A 16,143-nucleotide genomic window follows, 5' to 3' on the forward strand; every position below is an offset into this window, starting at 1 on the left:
GGCAAAGTTCCTCGAAATCGGATTTCTGATGCGTGGTCCTGGTGGTGGAGGGCTGGTTTTGTGAACCACGACACACAGTCTAGTTAGAACGAATAGTGATGATTAGAGGCGGTTTTTTGATAACTTTAATGCTTATTTGTTCTAAATTAAGACGTCTGACGCGCACCTGACTCAGGTCATGGCGGACAGGAACATAGGGGGTGAACAAAATGACAGGCCGCGAGAATTACAACGATCTCCACGTCTTTATGCTGGTCGCTCGGGAAGGGAGTTTTACCAAGGCCGCAGCCAGGTTGGGGCTTGCCCAGTCCGGGGTCAGCCGAACGATTCGGGATCTCGAGGCCCGGCTCGGGGTGCAGCTTCTGATGCGCACCACCCGCAGCCTCTCCTTAACCCAAGCGGGTGAGCAGTTGTACCGCACGGCGCAGGGCTGTTTTCAGTCCCTTGATGCGGGTCTGGCCACGCTCGCCCACTATCGTGATACCCCTTCAGGCACGGTACGGATCAACGCCAGCCAACATGCCATCGACAAGGTGCTGCTTCCCAAGCTGACCATCTTCAGACAGCGTTATCCCGATATTCGGCTGGAACTCATCAGTGAAAGCCGCTTCGTGAACATCATCGATGAGCGCTTTGATGCTGGCGTGCGGCTGGGTGACGAGGTGGATGAGGGGATGGTGGCCGTGCGCATTACGCCCGATCTGGAGATGGTGATGGTAGCCACACCAGATCATTTTCTTCAATACGGATTTCCCCAGGCGCCTGCCGATCTGGCGGGACACCCCTGTATCGCTTACCAATTTGCCGATGGCAGCCTCTATCAATGGGAACTGTGGCAAGAGGGGAAGGCGATTAAGCATCGACCACAGGGGCAGTGGGTCTTCTCTGACAGTTATATGGAGGCGGCTGCTGCCAAAATGGGGCTGGGACTGGCCTATGTGCCAGAGGAATTGGTGAGCGATGAACTTGAGCGCGGCATCTTAATCCAGGTATTGAAACCCTATAGTCACCGTTTGGCTGGTCTGTACCTCTATTATCCCCACCGGAATGTTTCACCCGCATTAAGAGTGGTTATTGATGCATTAAAAACATAAATATAGTCATTCACTCTGGTCTGGACGTTGTAGGGAGGGGATTACTAGATCTGTACAGATCAAAAAATCTCTGCATACCCGAGATAAGCCGACGGCCCGTGCAGCTGTTGCGAAGCGGCTTGCCTGTGTGCGTTCCAGACCCAAGCCCATTCAGTTGCCTGCAGAGGTCAATGTTGCCCCACATGAGCAATCAGTAGCCCGGAATCAGGGGGGGTTATTGCTTGGTGACACGCAGGGTGGCGTTGTATTTGAGCCGACCATGGGAAATATGTCTGTTTATCTCGCTTAGCAGCGTCTCTTTATTGATGGGCTTGGTGATATACCCGTTCATGCCATGGGAGAGATAGTATTGCTTGGATTCCGGCATCGCATCCGCCGTCAGGGCGATGATGGGGATATCTGCCCAAGGCATCTGGGAGGTGCGGATCCGGGTGGTGGCCACCAGGCCATCCATCACTGGCATCTGGACATCCATCAACACCAGATCAAATTCGGTGTGACCCAGTTTCTCCAGCGCCTCTTCTCCCTGAACGGCCAGTGTGACCTGATGGCCCACGGAGTCGAGCATGGCGCCGATCACCTTGCGGTTGGTGGCATTGTCATCAACCAGCAAGATGCGATAACTCTCCTGATCCAGCGGTTTGGACGGCAGGCAAACAATCGAGGGGGTCGTGGCTCTGGCGGGCCAGATGTAGGTAAAGGTACTGCCATGTCCCTCGCTGCTCTCTACCGAGATATCGCCGCCCATCAGGCGTGCGAGGTTACGGGATATTTCAAGTCCCAGGCCCGATCCGCCATATTGGCGGGTGATCGAGACATCCGCTTGGGCGAAACGTTGAAACAGGTTCTTTAGCTGACTTTTGCTCATGCCGATCCCTGTGTCCTGGATCGAGATGCGTATCGAGTGGCGATCCTGCTCCAACAGGGTGCTATCAACATGGATCTTTACTTCCCCCTGATGGGTGAACTTGATGGCATTGCTCACCAGGTTGAAGAGGATCTGGCGCACCCTCAGCGGGTCGATCATCAACCACTCCGGCGTATCGGGGGCAACAGTCAGGGTCAGTGTGATCCCTTTTGCATCGCAGTTGCTCTGCATCAGGGCCCGGATATCCTCCAGCAGCTGGGGCAAGTGATGGGGGGCCAGTTGCAGCTCGATCTTGCCCTCTTCCAGCTTGGATACATCCAGAATGTCGTTAAGCAGACCGAGCAGATGATTTGCCGATTCCCGCGCCGTCTCCAGATAGTCTCGCTCCCTCGGATCCATATCCCGGTCGGCCAGCAGTGAGAGCATGCCGAGAATGCCATTCATGGGGGTGCGAATTTCATGGCTCATGTTGGCCAAAAAGCTGCTTTTGGCTCTTGTGCCTGCCTCTGCTGCCTGATTTGCCCGCAGCAGTTTGTCATTGAGCTGCTGCATCAGTTTGTGTTGCAGAAACGAGATATTCATTTGCCGCCAGATCAGCAGGGCGAGCACAAAGAGCAGCGCAAATTGCAGGGTCGCGATGAGTGTCGTCGTGATGATCTGCTCCCTCACGCTGTCGCGACGCGCCACATCAAACAGGGTCGCCTGCTGGTTCACCTCCAGGGTCAGCTGATGGAGCAGGGGGAGTAGGGAGGCAAGCTGTTGGCGCAGCTCCTGATGGGCAAGATTGTCGAGCGGCTTGGTGGCTTCCGGGCCGAGCCAGATATCCGCCAGAGAGATGTAGGATCGAATGGCTTTGCTTGCCTGCTGGTAGATCTCTGTTTGCTGAAGCAGGCTGCGATCCTTGCTCTCCAACACCAGATCCATGCGGCTGACCAGAATATCGTATCTGAGCTGGAAGGTCGGTTGCGACTCATGGAGCAGCGAGCTTTGAAAACGCAGCGCTTCATTATAGAGCTGGAAATAGTTCCACATCACGTTGTCTTCGCCCTGGCTGGTACTGCGCTGCAGATCCTGAAATTGCCGGTACTGAATGGTACCAATACCGGCAAAGGCTAGGAGCAGCACACAAAGCACCACAAACAAGAAACGTTGACTGGCCGCCATGGAACGCATGATGGGATCTACTCCACTTTTATCGCACTGATCTGCCAGATAGCCCGACCGTAATAGAGCTTGTTTTGCAGTTCGGGATATTGATCAAACGGATAGACAAGGAACAGCGGCCCTTTGTCGCGCACCGACAGTGGCTTGCCATTGATCGTGCGGGCGAGGATGACCCGATACTGCTCGGCATCGCTTGTCGGCACCTGTACCGAGTAGTCATTGAGCGCGGTAATGGTTAGCTGTTTGCCGGTTGCCCCGACCTTGGCCAATACATCTTGCAGCAGCGGGCCGCGAAAAGTCTTGGCTTCGTCATACCAGGGGGTATGGGTTTTGATTTCGTGTACCGGCAGTTGATCCAGCATGGCGCTGTCCCACAGGGCCAGAGCCTGATGAGTGGGGCTGCTGATGGCGCCTTCAACCTTCAACACGGCGCTGTCAGGGGAGGGGGCTGCGTATGCGGTGCCGCAAAGGGCTGCCAGCAGTGGTGCGATGTAAAGGCCTGCTTTCATGATCTCTCCTTCCTGGAAAATGGCGGCATGGTGGCCGAGCCAACGGTGGCTTGTGAAGTGTGTACAAAGGCAAGCAATAATCGGGCCCAGTCTAATGGGCTTGAATTATCAGCCATTTAGCCTGTTATCGGGCGATCTCGGCCCAGGTGAATTGCAGTTTGCAACGTTCGGGGGAGGTTAATTGCAATTTGGCAATCAAAACGAGGAGTGGGTGTCGGCGAATAAGGCGCAAAGAGTATCATTTGGAGAACAAGTGCCGTGGCACTGTCCGGCATAACATTTGCAACGTGCTGAATGCCGTGACAGCAAATAGTCTGAGAATCGACAAGGAGCTAGCGATGGAAAGCATGACTTACACCCTTAATGATATCCAGGTAGTGGTACTGGAAAACGAGTTTGACGCGATGGCCGTCAGTGAGCTCCGCCCGTTGTTTGAAACCCTCTCGACCCACCCGGGAGATATCCTGGCCGATATCAGCGATGTTCATTTTATCGACTCATCGGGGATCGGAGCCTTGGTATTTCTCTATAAAAGATTGATTATGAACGGGCATCAGATGGCCCTTGTTGTGGACCCGGTCAACCTCATGACCTGCTGGAGATGTTGCATATCGACCGGGTGATCCCCTGCCATGAGAGCATCAAGGCCTATATGCGTTCCCGTGGCATGATGGCCGCTGCATCATGAAACGGGTTGGTATCCTGCTCTCGTCCATTCTGCTGTCGGGTTGTGCGCAGTGGCCGCCGGAGGGGTATGGCGGCATGGCAGAGGCAAGACCCACCCGTATTCCGGTCAATGAGGATGAACGGCGGGTCTGGTCTCGTTATGATGAGCGTCAGAAGGAACTCGACTTGCAGCTGACGGAATTAAAGCAAGCGAGTCTGCAGGGGTGTATGCCTGCCGAGTTGAAACGACTACAATCTCAACGTATTGATATCGAACGGGATATGCACGGACGGCTCTGGTCGGATGTAGCCTGGCGTCAGACCGTGTTGGCACAATCACTACAACAAGTACGTTTGCGGCTGCAACAGACAACAGCGGATGGCTGTCGTGCTGATTGGTCAGGGCTCCCCTTACGCCAATGGGGGCAGACGTAACAGACGAAAAGGATGTCTATGAAACGGGGCGCTCTCGAAGGATTGATCTGTGTTCTCTTGCTGTTGTTCACCTGCCCGTTACTGGCCTCCACCTTGTTGGCTCCCGGTGATCGGTTGGCCATAGTGCAACCCGGTGAGCCTGCTTTTGATCAGCCTTTCCAGATCAACAAGCAGGGGGAAATTGCACTGCCTGAAGTTGGAAACGTCGTGGTGGGGGGGAAGACCCTGCAACAGGCGGATGAGCTGATCCGCACCGCCCTCAAACCTGTTTACAACAACCTCTCTCAATTGACCGTCACCTTGCTGGAGAAGCGGCTGCTGATCAGCGTGATGGGCTATGTCAAGAAACCCGGCAGTTATGATCTGGCGCCCGATGGCAACGTGCAGATGGCCCTCGATGCCGCTGGCGGTCTGGTGCCCGGTGCCCAGCTCAACAATATGCAGGTGCGGCGTGGCAGCACGGTCTCTAGCTTCGACTACAAGCGTTATCTCGATACCGGCGATGCCAGCGTGTTGCCGCCATTGCAATCCCTCGATGTGGTGTTCGTACCCGCCTCTCCGCTGATCGGCAACGTGCAGATTGATTTTGATGCGGCAACCCTGGCGGCAGGCGGGGATGGCGATACCGGCAAGGCGATCAAGGTGTTTGGCGAGGTCAACAGCCCCGGCGCCTTCAGTTTCAAGAGTGGCAACTCCATCGTGGATCTGCTGATGCGAGCCGGTGGGGTGACCCGTTTTGCCGGGGTGGAGCGGATCCGGGTGATCAATGGTGATGCCCCTGAACTGTTCGATCTCAAAGCCTATCTCGACTCCGGCAACAACAAGCTGCTGCCCAATCTGGCGCCGGGCGCCACCATCTTCGTGCCCAAGGATGAAGAGCAGATAAAACGGGGAGCACGCACCATCTACATCATGGGCGAGGTGTTCAAACCCGGCGCCTATGAGGGGCGGGAAGGGGACTCCTTCCTCGATATTCTGGCCAATGCCGGCGGCCCGACCCGCTATGCCGAGAGTCGCCAGATCCGTTTGCTGCGCACCGATGGCACGATCGAGCCCATCGACTTGCAGGCCTATACCGAAGGGATGCAAAAGGCGCTGCCCCAAGTTAAACCCGGTGATGCCATTTTTGTGCCGGAAAAAACCGATATCAACGAGAAGTCTTGGTTGAAAGTGGCACCCGGGCGGGCGGTGATGGTGATGGGGGCGGTGCGGATCCCGGGCCGCTATGAATGGTCTGACGAAATGTCGCTACTGGATCTGATCGCCCACGCCGGAGGGCCCAACGAGCGGGCCGATATCGCCAAGGTGCAGATCCTGACCGCCGAAGGGGGGCAGGCCACGCCAACCCTGTTTGATCTCGACAAGTTCCTTCATCAGGGCGGGGCGCTGGCCAGCCTGCCGAAGATCCGGGCCGGATTCACCATCATGATCCCCGAGCTGCCCACCGATCCCAGTGACAACAAGTCCCAGTGGGTGCGCCAGTCACCGGACAGTTCCATCTATATCTTCGGTCAGGTCGGGGCCCCTGGTCGCTATGCCTTCAATGAGCAGATGGGCTTTATCGACATCCTGTCGGCCGCCGATGGTCCGACTGCGGCGGCGGATCTGCGCAATGTGCGCATCGCCCATCGTAGTGGCAGCACTGCGCGGGTCAGCAAGCTCGACCTTGCTCTCTACTTTGAAACCGGCGATGAAACCTTGTTGCCCAAGGTGCTGCCCGGCGACTCCATCTACCTGCCGGAGAAGAATCGTCCCTGGCTCGATGAGCCGAAGGAGAACACCATTCGGGTGCTGGGAGCGATAGCCCGCCCGGGTCGCTACCGCTTTGACTCCTCCATGACCCTGCTGGATCTGCTGGCAGAGGCGGGGGGCCCGACCAGCAGCGCCTATATCAAGAAGATTGTGGTGATCAACATGGCTACCAGTGGTCAGGGGGATCAGGCCCGCAGCTTCGATCTCGACGGCTTTGCCAAAGAGCCCGACTTTAGCCAGTTACCGGTGCTGCGCGCAGGGGACACCGTCTTTATCCCTGACAGCAAGAGCAGCAACTGGGCCATCTTCATGGATGGTATGCGCGACATTTTGACCACGATTTCGGTGGTGGCCCTGGTCGGAACGCTTTGATATGAGCATCCCCATTCAATATCTGGAGCTCGAATCCCTCTATGCGGCGACGGTCGCCCGGGGGATCCGCTCGCTGGCGGTCACCTCGTCGGAAGGGGGGAGGGGGTGAGCTCCATCTGCGATGCGCTGGCAAGGCGCTCGGAGGCGGATGGGCTGCGCACCCTGCTGGTGGATCTCAACCTCTATCATCCCGGCCGCGTCACGGCGGTTGCCTGGGGGCCCAATGATGTGCCCGAGCCGGTGGCCACTGGTCGCTCCTTGTCGCTGCTCCCGGCGCCGGGCAAGGATCTGATGGCCTTTCGCAACAAGGATACCTTGCGCCAATTGCTGGTTCGCTGGCTGGAACATTACGATGTGGTGATCTTCGATACCTCGCCGCTCACTGCCCTCAATCGGGGTAATATTCCGGCCGATCAGGTGTGTGGAGCCTGTGAAGGGGCGCTGCTGGTGGTATTGGCCGGGGTGACCCCGACGACCGTGGTACAAAGTGCGGTGGATAAACTGACCCGTGCCGAGGCCAATCTGATTGGCGCAGTCTATAACGACAAGCTCAACCCGGGGCTGGCCAGCGAGATCCTGCGCGAGCTCAACCGGCTGCCCAGTAACCGGGTGACCGAATGGCTCAAGCGCTGGTGTCGGCGCAGTGCCTTGCTCAATTTCCGGATCTGATCGCCCGCTGATGGAGGCCCGATATGGATGACTGGTTGCGATCTGCTCCGGCAACCCTGCAGGCGGTGCGCGAACTGCGCAACCGGCTGGCGCAGGGACTCTCCCTGTTTCAGGTCTCCCCAAAGGATCAAGCCAACTGGCTGCTCTGTTTCAGTGAGCTGGCCACCAATAGCGTCAAACACACAGCGCCTCCCGCGACCCGGCTCTGGCTCACGCTGAAAGAGGATGAAACGGGCTTGAGTCTGATACTGGAGGATGATGGCGGCCCGCAACCCGGTCTTGCCAGTGCGCCGTTACCCGATGAGCTGCAGGAGGGGGGATACGGGCTGGCGCTGGTGCACCAGCTGTTTGCCGAGGTGCACTTCTCTCGCGACGGTGAGCGCAATCGCGTGACCCTTCGCCAGCAGGGCCCAGTCAACCAACTGCCGGTGATCGCGGTGATCGATGATGACAAGGTGATGCGTGCCCTGCTCACCGCCTATCTCCATGAGCACTACCGGGTTGAAAGCTATGCCGACTCCCATGCCGCCCTGCTGGCGCTCGGGAAGCAGCCTCCCGCGCTGGTGCTCTCCGATATCGAGATGGAGGGGATCGATGGCTTTGGGCTGCGCCAGCAGTTGATGAAGGATCCCAAGATGAAGGGGGTGCCCTTTATCTTCCTGACCGGTCATCAGGATCAGTGGACCCAGAGTCGGGCGGGGGCGCTGGGGATCGATGACTTTCTGGTCAAACCCATCACCAAGCAGGACCTGTTGCTGGCGGTTTCGCGGGTGCTGCAACGCTCGCAGCAGCTCAAGTCGCAATGGGGCGAACAGCTGGATCAGCGCATGACCTCGGCGCTGCGCCCGTTATTGCCCGCCACCTCCATAGGGGGATACCAGCTGGCGCTGCAAACCCGCGCGGCCACCGTGGGGGGCGGGGACTTTCTGCTGGTCAAGGATCGGGTGCTGTGGCTCGGGGATGTGATGGGTCACGATGCGGAAGCCAAGTTTTTTGCCCATGCCTATGCCGGTTATCTGCGCGGTTTGCTGACGGCGCACGATCTGGAGCGCGCCCCCGCCCGTTTGCTGACCATCTTGTCCAATGCTGTTCACAGTGATCCGCTCCTTGGGGCTACCCTGCTCACCACCCTCTGTATTGAGCTCGGCAACGAGGGACGGGTGCAGTGGGCCAGTGCGGGCCACCCGGCGCCCTGGCTGGTCGGGCCCGGCACCATCCGTCAGGTCGGCGTGACCGGCCCCTTGCCCGGTTTGCGCCCGGATCCCCACTTCGTGACCAATGAGCGTCAGCTCAAGCCCGGCGAGATCCTGCTGTTCTGGACCGACGGTCTGCTCGATAGTCGTGATGCCGCAGAGCGCCAGCGCTGGGAGGCGCAGCTCAAGGAGATCTGCCTGACCTCTGGGCCCGGTCTTGAGCAACTGGCTCATCGCATTGCCCGCTGGTTTGATGAGCGCATCAATGATGCCGCCCTCGATGACATGACCCTCCTGCTGGTCGCCTGTCCCGGCGCCTGATCCTGCCCCTCTTTGCCTGACTGGCCCGCTCTATGCAGCGCCTCATTTCAGGTGGCATGGAGCCACGGGAGGAGGTGCCTATGTTACCCATGCAGCAGATATGGCTGGCCATCGATGCGCGTCAGGTCGGTGGAATAGAAGTTCACATTATCCACTTGGCCAACGATCTGCTGGCCAGAGGATTTCACCCCACCATAATGCTGGTGAGCAACCACGGTATGACCCCCTTTACGACCCTGCTCAAACAACAGGGCTTGCCCTACAAGGTGTGCCAAAACAGCCGCGACTTTATGCGCCGTCTGGCCCGCCAGCCTGCTTCTGTGCTGATCCATACCCACGGCTATAAGGCCGGGGTGCTGGGGCGGCTGACGGCCTGGTTCACCGGTAAATCGGTGGTCTCGACTTTTCACAGTGGGGATGACGGGGAGGGGTTGCTGAAGTTTTACAGCTGGCTGGATCGCACCACAGCGCGTTTTGCGAAGTGTATTGCAGTGAGCGAGCCCATCGCTCGCAAATTGCCTGTGCCAAGCACGGTGATCAGCAACTTTGTCCCCATGCCTGCGACGCCGGCATCGGTAACTGGCAACCGGATCGCCTTTGTCGGCCGCCTCTCGCCGGAAAAGGGGCCGGAGGCGTTCTGCCAGCTGGCCGCCTTCTGCCCGGACGGGGCGTTTCATCTCTACGGGGATGGCCCCATGAAAAGTGCCTTGTTGCAGCAGTATGGTGATCGCGTCCAGCTTCATGGTTTCCAGAACATGGCCAATGAGTGGCACAACATCGACCTGCTCTGCATCACTTCCCGCTTTGAAGGGTTGCCGCTGGTGGCCCTGGAGGCGATGGCCCACGGCATACCGGTTTGTACCTTTGCAGTGGGGGGCCTGGTCAATCTGATCGACCATAAATCCAATGGCTGGCTGGTGGAGCCCGGCCATGTGCGGGATATGGCGGAGCTGGTCAACTACTGGCTGCGCAGCGATGGGGTGGTGCGCAGCAAAATGAGTCAGGCGGCCCGCAACACCATCGCCCGCGGGTACAGCGTCAACAACAGGGTGACCGATATTCTGGCCGTCTACGGCGCCTGAATCACCAAGGGAAAACTGCCAAAACGAGTAGCCGCTGGCTACTCGTTTTTTTATGTGCCGGTGTTAGGGGTTGCAGGGGGCGGATTGCTTCTGTGATCACGCAACGCTTGGGTTTCTGCTGTTGGTCAAACTGGCATCAGGCCTTTGGATGGATGGGGCCAGATGATGGCGATCAGGCCGCTGGCTTCTCTGTGATCACCCTTGATGTGCCACAACGATGCGCCATAAAAAAAGGCCATTGCAGTGGCAATGGCCTGATGGTCTCGAGGTGTGGCTGAGATTGGCGGGATTAGCGCCCCTTTTTGCCAACCATGATGGCGATCGTCTTGCCGATGATATGTACATCCTGCACCAGCCAGCGCCAGGGGTGGAGCAGGGCAACCGAGTAGGCCAGGTCGAACGCCAGCTTGCTGCGCACATCATCCAGCGACTCGTCGTAACCCTGATTGACCTGTGCCAGACCGGTAATGCCGGGGGCCACTTCATAGGTGCGTTCGATAAAGTACGGCACCGCATCTTCCAGCCGGTTGGCGATCCCGGGTCGCTCCGGGCGGGGGCCGATCAGCGACATCTCCCCCTTGAGCACATTGATAAACTGCGGCAGCTCATCGAGCCGGGTTTTGCGCAGAAAGTCGCCGCTGCGGGTGATCCGGCTGTCCCCCTTGCCACACCAGACCGGCCCGGTGGCCGCCTCGGCGTCGGCGCGCATGGTGCGAAACTTGATCATGAAAAAGAGCTCGGTATGGGTGGCGTGGCTACGCCCGATCCGCAGCTGACGAAAGAACACAGGCCCCGGGCTATCGAGCCGGATGGCCAACATGATCAGCGGCCACAGCGGCAGCGTCAGCAGCAGGCCAAGAGTGGCACCGAGCAGATCCATGCTGCGTTTGACCACCAGGGTCAATCTTGGAATGGGGTGTGTCATACGGCTTTCTCCTGTGACATGAAACGTATGGGGGCGCGCAGGCAGTAGCGCAGGGTGCCCATGCCGTTGTACCAGTGTCCGAGTACCAGATAGTGGATCTTGCGAAACAGATTGGGCCAGGGGTGCACAGGGGTCAGCTGGATCAAGATGACCAGCAGATACCCCAGCAGTTGCAGCCCCAGCAACAGCTGAAACAGCAGGGATTGGGTGGCAAGCGGGATGGCGCAGAGCCACAGCAGGGTCAGGCAGAGCGGCATCAACACCCGCAGCCCCTTGCCACTGGCAAAGTTGAAGGCAACCCAGCCGAACTTGGGGTGCAGCAGGGGCAGTAACCGCAACAGCTGCTGGGTGTTGCCAGCCCCGATCCGTTTGCGCCGTGTCGCCTCCAGCGCGGCATTGGAAACTTCCAGCTCCAGTGCGGCGCAGCGATTGTCATAGACCGCCCGATACCCCTTGGCGATGGCCTGCATCGGCAAGATGAAATCGTCGTTGATGGTATCGGCGGCCAGCGGGGTGAGGCACTCCCGGCGCATCATGTAAAAGGCCCCGTGGGCCCCCAGCATACCGCCAAGGGCCGATTCGCAGAGCTTGATCTGGCTTTGATAGTGCCAGTAACTCTCCTCGCCCTGTGAGCCCGGTTGCCAGAAGCGGTACGCTTCCCCGACCACCCCTACCTTGGGATCGGCAAAATGGGCGACCGCCAGCAGCAGGCTGTCGATGGGCAGCAGGGCCGAGACATCGGTGAGGGCCACCAGATCGCTGTGCACCCGGGTCATGGCCTCGTTGAGCACGGCGACCTTGCCGCGATTGCGGGGGTGATCAAACAGCCTGATCTGCAACTGCTGCAGGGCGGGATCACCGAGCTGGCTGAGCGCAATGGGGTAGCTGTTGTCGCTGCAGCCGTCGAAATGCACATGCACCCACAGCTTGTCGGCGGGGTAATCGAGGCTGGCGAGGTTTTGCAGCTTGGCCGCGATGGTCGCCGCCTCGTTGTAGACCGGCATCAGCAGGGTGATGGTCGGCAGCGCCTCATCGGCGGCCTCTGTTTTGAATCCCCGATCCAGAGGGCGGGGTGGATTGGCTACCTTGCGCGCCTGCCGACCACCAAATTTGAGCAGCAGGGGATAGCCGACATGGTGGTAGACCACCAGTACAGCGCACAGCCAGAACACGATCATGATCCATTCCATGGGATGCTCCTCTGGTCATCGGGTCGCTTGATCAGCGGCTGTAAAGCTGCTGATAGGCCTGAGCCATCCGGCTCAAGCTGCTTTGCTGGCACACAAACTCACGGGTGACGGCACGCAGGCTATGGCACTGCAGCAACCCTTGTGCCAGAAGCTGGGCAAGGCGGCCGGGATCCCGCTCCGACAGGATATGGCCGCTGGCCTGACAGACGATCTCTCTGGCCGCCCCCACGTCGCTCATCACCACCGGCACCCCGCACGCCTGTGCTTCCAGCACGCAAAGCGGCATCCCCTCCGCCAGCGAGGGAAGGCAGAAGAGATCCAGCCCCTGATAGAAGCGCGGCATGTTTTCGACCAGCCCCAGAAAATGGACCCGATGGGCGATCCCCAGCTGCTGACACTGTTGTTGCAACGCATTTTGCAAACTGCCGACCCCAGCCAACGCAAGATGCACCTCCTCCGGCAGGGCGCGGATCGCCTCCAGCAGCAAGGTGTGACCCTTGACCGACTCAAGGCGGGCGGCGCAGCCAATCAACTTGACCCCTTGCGGCAGCCCCATCTCCTGACGGGCAAGGGCGGCGGCGCCCGGGGCAAAGCGCCGCTCATCGATGCCGTTGGGGATCACGGTTGGCGACAGCTGGCCCAGCTTGGCCAGCAGCTGGTTGGCCACCGGCGTGGCATCGGCCACCAGAATGGGTTTGAAGGCGCGCAGCCCCCACAGGGCCAGCATGCGCTGATGGGGATCATCGAGATACCAGGCATCGTGCTCTGTATGTACCAGGGTGGGCACCCGGGCCAGCCGACTGGCGAGGCCGCCATAGAGCATGGGCCCCAGATGGTGGGTATGTACCGCGGCGGGCTTGAGTTGGCGCAGCAATCGGGTGAGCCGCCAGAGGGTCGCCAACGACCAGCCCGCGGGCTTTTCCAGACAGTGAATATTGCCAGCAAAGGGATGCAGGGCGGGCCACGCCCTTAGCACATCCCCTTTGCGCCCTTCGAGGGAGATGATATGCACCGGTTGCTCGGCAGGGCTCGCCTGCGTGAGGTTGAGCACCATGGTCTCCAGCCCGCCGGGCTGCAGGTGCTGCACTATTTGAACGATGGAGCTTCTGCGGGGATAGGGTCTGTGCGACGGGGTTGGTGACAACATGGTTCGCGCTCCGGCAAGGGAAGGGGTAACACCCCGGATAGCGGGAGAATGCGAATCTTGTACCACTCTTGCGATCTGCCCACAGAGGCGATCAGCTCCTCTGGTGGCATTGCCTTTGCATCGTGCGGGGGGAGGGCTTTTCTCAGGGAGTGATGCCATGCCTGTCCAGTTCTATTACAACCTCTACATCATTCTCTTTGCCGCCTGGCGCCGTCGTTATCTGCTGGTGATCCCGGTACTGGTGATGCCGCTGGTGGGCGTGACGGTCGGCCTGCTCACCCCCAAGGAGTATGAGAGCCGCACCACCTTTATGGTGCCGCAAGATGCCAACCAGACCCCGACCCTCAAGGATCTGATCACTCAGGAGAGTCTCAAGGATCGCTTTGCGGTGCTCGAAGCCCTATTGCGCAGCCGTTATGTGCTGGATGGAGTGGCGCGGGATCGCGGTCTGGTCAATGACGAGACCCCGCCAGCTCAGCGCGATGCCATCATGGACTGGCTCTCGAGTGCCGTCTCGCTGCGGCTGATCGGCGATGAGGTGATCGAGATAAAGGTAAAAGCGGATTCGGCGGCCAACAGCGCCGGTTTGCTCGAAGCCATTTCGCGGCGCTTTTTCTTCAACCTGCTTAGCAAGGGGCGCCAGTCGGCGGAATCGTCCGAACGTTTCCTGCAAAGCCAGCTCGACAGCCGCCGCAGCGAACTGCAAGAGGCCGAGCAGCTGCTCGCCGACTTCAAACGGGAGCATGCCAGCGCCTTGCCCCAGCAGCAGAGTACCAACGTCGCCCGTCTCTATGGTTTGCAGGAGCGTTATGCCGAGAGCCTGATCACCTTGCAGCAGGCCAAGGCTCGGGTCGATCAGCTATCGCTGGGGCAGGAGAGCCAGCTGGCCCGCCAACTGGATGAGAAGCTGCAGCTGATGCGCACCGAGCTGGTGTTGCTGCGTGCCCGCTACAGCGACGAGCACAGCAAGGTGCAGAGTCTGCGCTATCAGATTGATCAGTTGCAGCAGGAGTTCGAGCAGCTCAAATCCCAGCCGGATATGGCCCGTGGGCCCGAGTGGCAGCTGGCCCAGACGCAACTGACGGAGGCGGAGCAAAACGCCGCCGGCTTGAAGAGCCAGCTGGATGGGCTGGACAAGGTGGTCGACTCCCAGGGAGATACCGAGCGCCAGCTCGCCGAGCTGGAGCGGGATCTGGCGGTCAAACGCACCCTCTATCAGGACCTGCTGCTGCGCTATGAGAAGGCCAAGGTGACCGGCGATCTGGGCAACTTCGAGCAGGGGGAGCGGATCAAGGTGATCGACAAACCCTTTGCCCCCAGCAAGCCGAGCAACTACCCGCTCTGGCTGTTTCTGCTGGCGGGCATTGTTGGCGGACTGGGGCTCGGCTGCGGTCTGGCGCTGGTGGCCGAACTGGCGGATGCCAGCCTGCGTCGCTCCGATCAGCTGGCCGCCCTGGTCAAGGCACCGGTGCTAAGCCGGATTCCCTACTGCGAGCCGGTGCCGGACTATCCATCCCACAGTGATCAGGCGCTGGATGGGCAGGTGCTGCCCTTGTCACCAGAACCGGGTTGATTGCCACAAAAGCTGGCTGCCAGCCGGAATCTGGATATTTCTTAAAAGGCCTTGTGATAAGGCCTTTTTTATATTGTACGGATGGCGGAGTAAACATCGCGGCAAGCCAATAAAAGAGGATATAGGCTTCATTTTCTGCTTACGTTTCTTGACTACGTTTTACCTCGCTAGGTTCGATTAGCCGGTAGGCATACAAATTGACGTGATCATCATTGAATCAAATACCCTTATGGGCTTTTGATTAAAGATGCTGTATATTGAAAATATGAAAATGTAACTTTAAGTGACAAAATAAATGCTATATAAATTTTACTCATTCAATGATAACAACGTTTCAGCATTTGAAAAAAATTCTGCATGGTTTTCAACGCCTGCATCATTTAATGATCCTTTTGAAGGAATATATAGTCGGAAGTCGTGCAATTTGACCGATGATGAGTCGATTAAAATATTTCGGGATATGTGCAAAAATGAAGATTTCAAAAAGTATATAATATTAAATGAAAGTGCTGATGAGTTTCTAACCAAGGTATATATAAAAAATCAAGGATACATTCTTTCAGAAAGAATTTCTAGATTCGCTATCCATCAGTTGGATAATCAACAAAAATACTTCCATCAGTCAGGTATTTCCTGTTTTATCAAAGATGGCAATGGGATTTTACCTTACGAAGACCAATTAATGTGGGGGCACTATGGAGATGGGTTAAAAGGATACGCGTTAGTGTTTGGTGATGAATATTTTTTATTCGAAGATGAGAATTTAATAGTTACCGATGTAATCTATAAAGAACATCCTCCGAAAATTGATCCAATTCATCTTTTGAAAACTTATGCAAGAGGAACGGATACAGACTCAGCTGTCATTGAGCAATTACGACTAATGTCGACTAAAAATATAAAGTGGAAATATGAATGTGAGCGCAGATTTATTAACTATCGTAATGGTGATGGATTGAAATCCTTTAAAAAAGGAGCCATTAGCGCACTTATTATTGGTTCAAAAATGCCTACTTGGCAAAAAACTGCTCTCATAGAAATCGCCAAGTCAAATAATATATTTAATATACAAGAAGCAACAACAAGGACTGACTCATACAAAGTTGAACTACGTTCTTTATACTGAAACAATCGGGAGGTAATGACATCGCCATTTTGACAATATCTTGAGCCTGTAAATAGC

At 57.6% G+C, this 16,143-nt stretch carries 14 protein-coding genes; 9 read left to right on the top strand and 5 right to left on the bottom strand.

Annotated elements, in window-relative coordinates; all coding sequences use genetic code 11:
* Nucleotides 1-209: 209 nt before the first annotated feature.
* A complete protein-coding gene (locus tag ACTG20_RS11440) occupies nt 210-1,094 on the top strand; it encodes a LysR family transcriptional regulator (protein WP_021230264.1) in 885 nt (294 codons plus the stop codon).
* A gap of 214 nt (nt 1,095-1,308) precedes the next feature.
* Here the strand turns inward: ACTG20_RS11440 and ACTG20_RS11445 are convergent, their stop codons facing one another.
* Complete coding sequence (locus ACTG20_RS11445; RefSeq protein WP_194496150.1) at nt 1,309-3,135, bottom strand: ATP-binding protein; 1,827 nt, start codon at nt 3,133-3,135, stop codon at nt 1,309-1,311.
* 8 nt (nt 3,136-3,143) lie between these two features.
* Nucleotides 3,144-3,635 (bottom strand): molybdopterin-dependent oxidoreductase, encoded by a 492-nt coding sequence (locus ACTG20_RS11450; protein WP_005351410.1) that lies wholly within the window; start codon nt 3,633-3,635, stop codon nt 3,144-3,146.
* A gap of 338 nt (nt 3,636-3,973) precedes the next feature.
* Between ACTG20_RS11450 and ACTG20_RS11455 the strand changes: the two genes are divergently transcribed.
* The 6 genes from ACTG20_RS11455 to ACTG20_RS11480 all read left to right on the top strand — a co-directional run bounded on the left by ACTG20_RS11455 (nt 3,974) and on the right by ACTG20_RS11480 (nt 10,125).
* Nucleotides 3,974-4,258, top strand: a complete 285-nt coding sequence (locus ACTG20_RS11455) for an STAS domain-containing protein (protein WP_440008010.1) — start codon at nt 3,974-3,976, stop codon at nt 4,256-4,258.
* 61 nt (nt 4,259-4,319) lie between these two features.
* On the top strand, nt 4,320-4,736 hold the full coding sequence (locus tag ACTG20_RS11460) for a hypothetical protein (RefSeq protein WP_139442702.1): 417 nt from the start codon (nt 4,320-4,322) through the stop codon (nt 4,734-4,736).
* An 18-nt stretch (nt 4,737-4,754) separates the two neighbouring features.
* Complete coding sequence (locus ACTG20_RS11465; protein WP_005360128.1) at nt 4,755-6,860, top strand: SLBB domain-containing protein; 2,106 nt, start codon at nt 4,755-4,757, stop codon at nt 6,858-6,860.
* Between the two features lie 105 nt (nt 6,861-6,965).
* Nucleotides 6,966-7,529 (top strand): capsular biosynthesis protein, encoded by a 564-nt coding sequence (locus tag ACTG20_RS11470; RefSeq protein WP_439987653.1) that lies wholly within the window; start codon nt 6,966-6,968, stop codon nt 7,527-7,529.
* Between the two features lie 23 nt (nt 7,530-7,552).
* Nucleotides 7,553-9,043: a SpoIIE family protein phosphatase gene (locus ACTG20_RS11475; protein ID WP_194496152.1), complete on the top strand. Its 1,491-nt coding sequence runs from the start codon at nt 7,553-7,555 to the stop codon at nt 9,041-9,043.
* Between the two features lie 80 nt (nt 9,044-9,123).
* Nucleotides 9,124-10,125 carry a glycosyltransferase family 4 protein gene (locus ACTG20_RS11480; RefSeq protein ID WP_194496153.1) on the top strand — a complete coding sequence of 334 codons (1,002 nt, stop codon included), beginning with the start codon at nt 9,124-9,126 and terminating at the stop codon, nt 10,123-10,125.
* A 289-nt stretch (nt 10,126-10,414) separates the two neighbouring features.
* Here ACTG20_RS11480 and ACTG20_RS11485 read toward each other — a convergent pair whose 3' ends face one another.
* The 3 genes from ACTG20_RS11485 to ACTG20_RS11495 are packed head-to-tail and all read right to left on the bottom strand — an operon-like array spanning nt 10,415 to nt 13,387.
* Nucleotides 10,415-11,050: a sugar transferase gene (locus tag ACTG20_RS11485; RefSeq protein ID WP_005333398.1), complete on the bottom strand. Its 636-nt coding sequence runs from the start codon at nt 11,048-11,050 to the stop codon at nt 10,415-10,417.
* Entirely contained in the window at nt 11,047-12,240 is a 1,194-nt protein-coding gene (locus tag ACTG20_RS11490; RefSeq protein ID WP_042083499.1) for a glycosyltransferase family 2 protein, read from the bottom strand. The genes ACTG20_RS11485 and ACTG20_RS11490 overlap by 4 nt, the downstream gene beginning before the upstream one ends.
* A gap of 31 nt (nt 12,241-12,271) precedes the next feature.
* The gene (locus tag ACTG20_RS11495; protein WP_194496154.1) at nt 12,272-13,387 is read right to left on the bottom strand and encodes a glycosyltransferase; all 1,116 of its coding nucleotides are present in this window, start codon (nt 13,385-13,387) and stop codon (nt 12,272-12,274) included.
* A gap of 157 nt (nt 13,388-13,544) precedes the next feature.
* Between ACTG20_RS11495 and ACTG20_RS11500 the strand changes: the two genes are divergently transcribed.
* Both ACTG20_RS11500 and ACTG20_RS11505 read left to right on the top strand, forming a co-directional pair.
* Nucleotides 13,545-14,960, top strand: coding sequence for a GumC family protein (locus ACTG20_RS11500; RefSeq protein ID WP_194496155.1), 1,416 nt, complete (start codon nt 13,545-13,547; stop codon nt 14,958-14,960).
* A gap of 295 nt (nt 14,961-15,255) precedes the next feature.
* Nucleotides 15,256-16,086: a DUF2971 domain-containing protein gene (locus tag ACTG20_RS11505; protein WP_194496156.1), complete on the top strand. Its 831-nt coding sequence runs from the start codon at nt 15,256-15,258 to the stop codon at nt 16,084-16,086.
* The last annotated feature ends 57 nt before the right edge of the window (nt 16,087-16,143 follow it).

It is taken from the genome of Aeromonas sp. 84A (assembly GCF_051919345.1).
Taxonomy (GTDB): Bacteria; Pseudomonadota; Gammaproteobacteria; order Enterobacterales; family Aeromonadaceae; genus Aeromonas; species Aeromonas veronii.

Coding starts and splice junctions, on each gene's coding strand:
- ACTG20_RS11460 (WP_139442702.1), top strand. CDS start 4,320: ATGAAACGGGTTGGTATCCTGCTCTCGTCCATTCTGCTGTCGGGTTGT.
- ACTG20_RS11445 (WP_194496150.1), bottom strand. CDS start 3,135: ATGCGTTCCATGGCGGCCAGTCAACGTTTCTTGTTTGTGGTGCTTTGT.
- ACTG20_RS11450 (WP_005351410.1), bottom strand. CDS start 3,635: ATGAAAGCAGGCCTTTACATCGCACCACTGCTGGCAGCCCTTTGCGGC.
- ACTG20_RS11485 (WP_005333398.1), bottom strand. CDS start 11,050: ATGACACACCCCATTCCAAGATTGACCCTGGTGGTCAAACGCAGCATG.
- ACTG20_RS11500 (WP_194496155.1), top strand. CDS start 13,545: ATGCCTGTCCAGTTCTATTACAACCTCTACATCATTCTCTTTGCCGCC.
- ACTG20_RS11490 (WP_042083499.1), bottom strand. CDS start 12,240: ATGGAATGGATCATGATCGTGTTCTGGCTGTGCGCTGTACTGGTGGTC.
- ACTG20_RS11505 (WP_194496156.1), top strand. CDS start 15,256: ATGCTATATAAATTTTACTCATTCAATGATAACAACGTTTCAGCATTT.
- ACTG20_RS11495 (WP_194496154.1), bottom strand. CDS start 13,387: ATGTTGTCACCAACCCCGTCGCACAGACCCTATCCCCGCAGAAGCTCC.
- ACTG20_RS11480 (WP_194496153.1), top strand. CDS start 9,124: ATGTTACCCATGCAGCAGATATGGCTGGCCATCGATGCGCGTCAGGTC.
- ACTG20_RS11440 (WP_021230264.1), top strand. CDS start 210: ATGACAGGCCGCGAGAATTACAACGATCTCCACGTCTTTATGCTGGTC.
- ACTG20_RS11465 (WP_005360128.1), top strand. CDS start 4,755: ATGAAACGGGGCGCTCTCGAAGGATTGATCTGTGTTCTCTTGCTGTTG.
- ACTG20_RS11455 (WP_440008010.1), top strand. CDS start 3,974: ATGGAAAGCATGACTTACACCCTTAATGATATCCAGGTAGTGGTACTG.
- ACTG20_RS11475 (WP_194496152.1), top strand. CDS start 7,553: ATGGATGACTGGTTGCGATCTGCTCCGGCAACCCTGCAGGCGGTGCGC.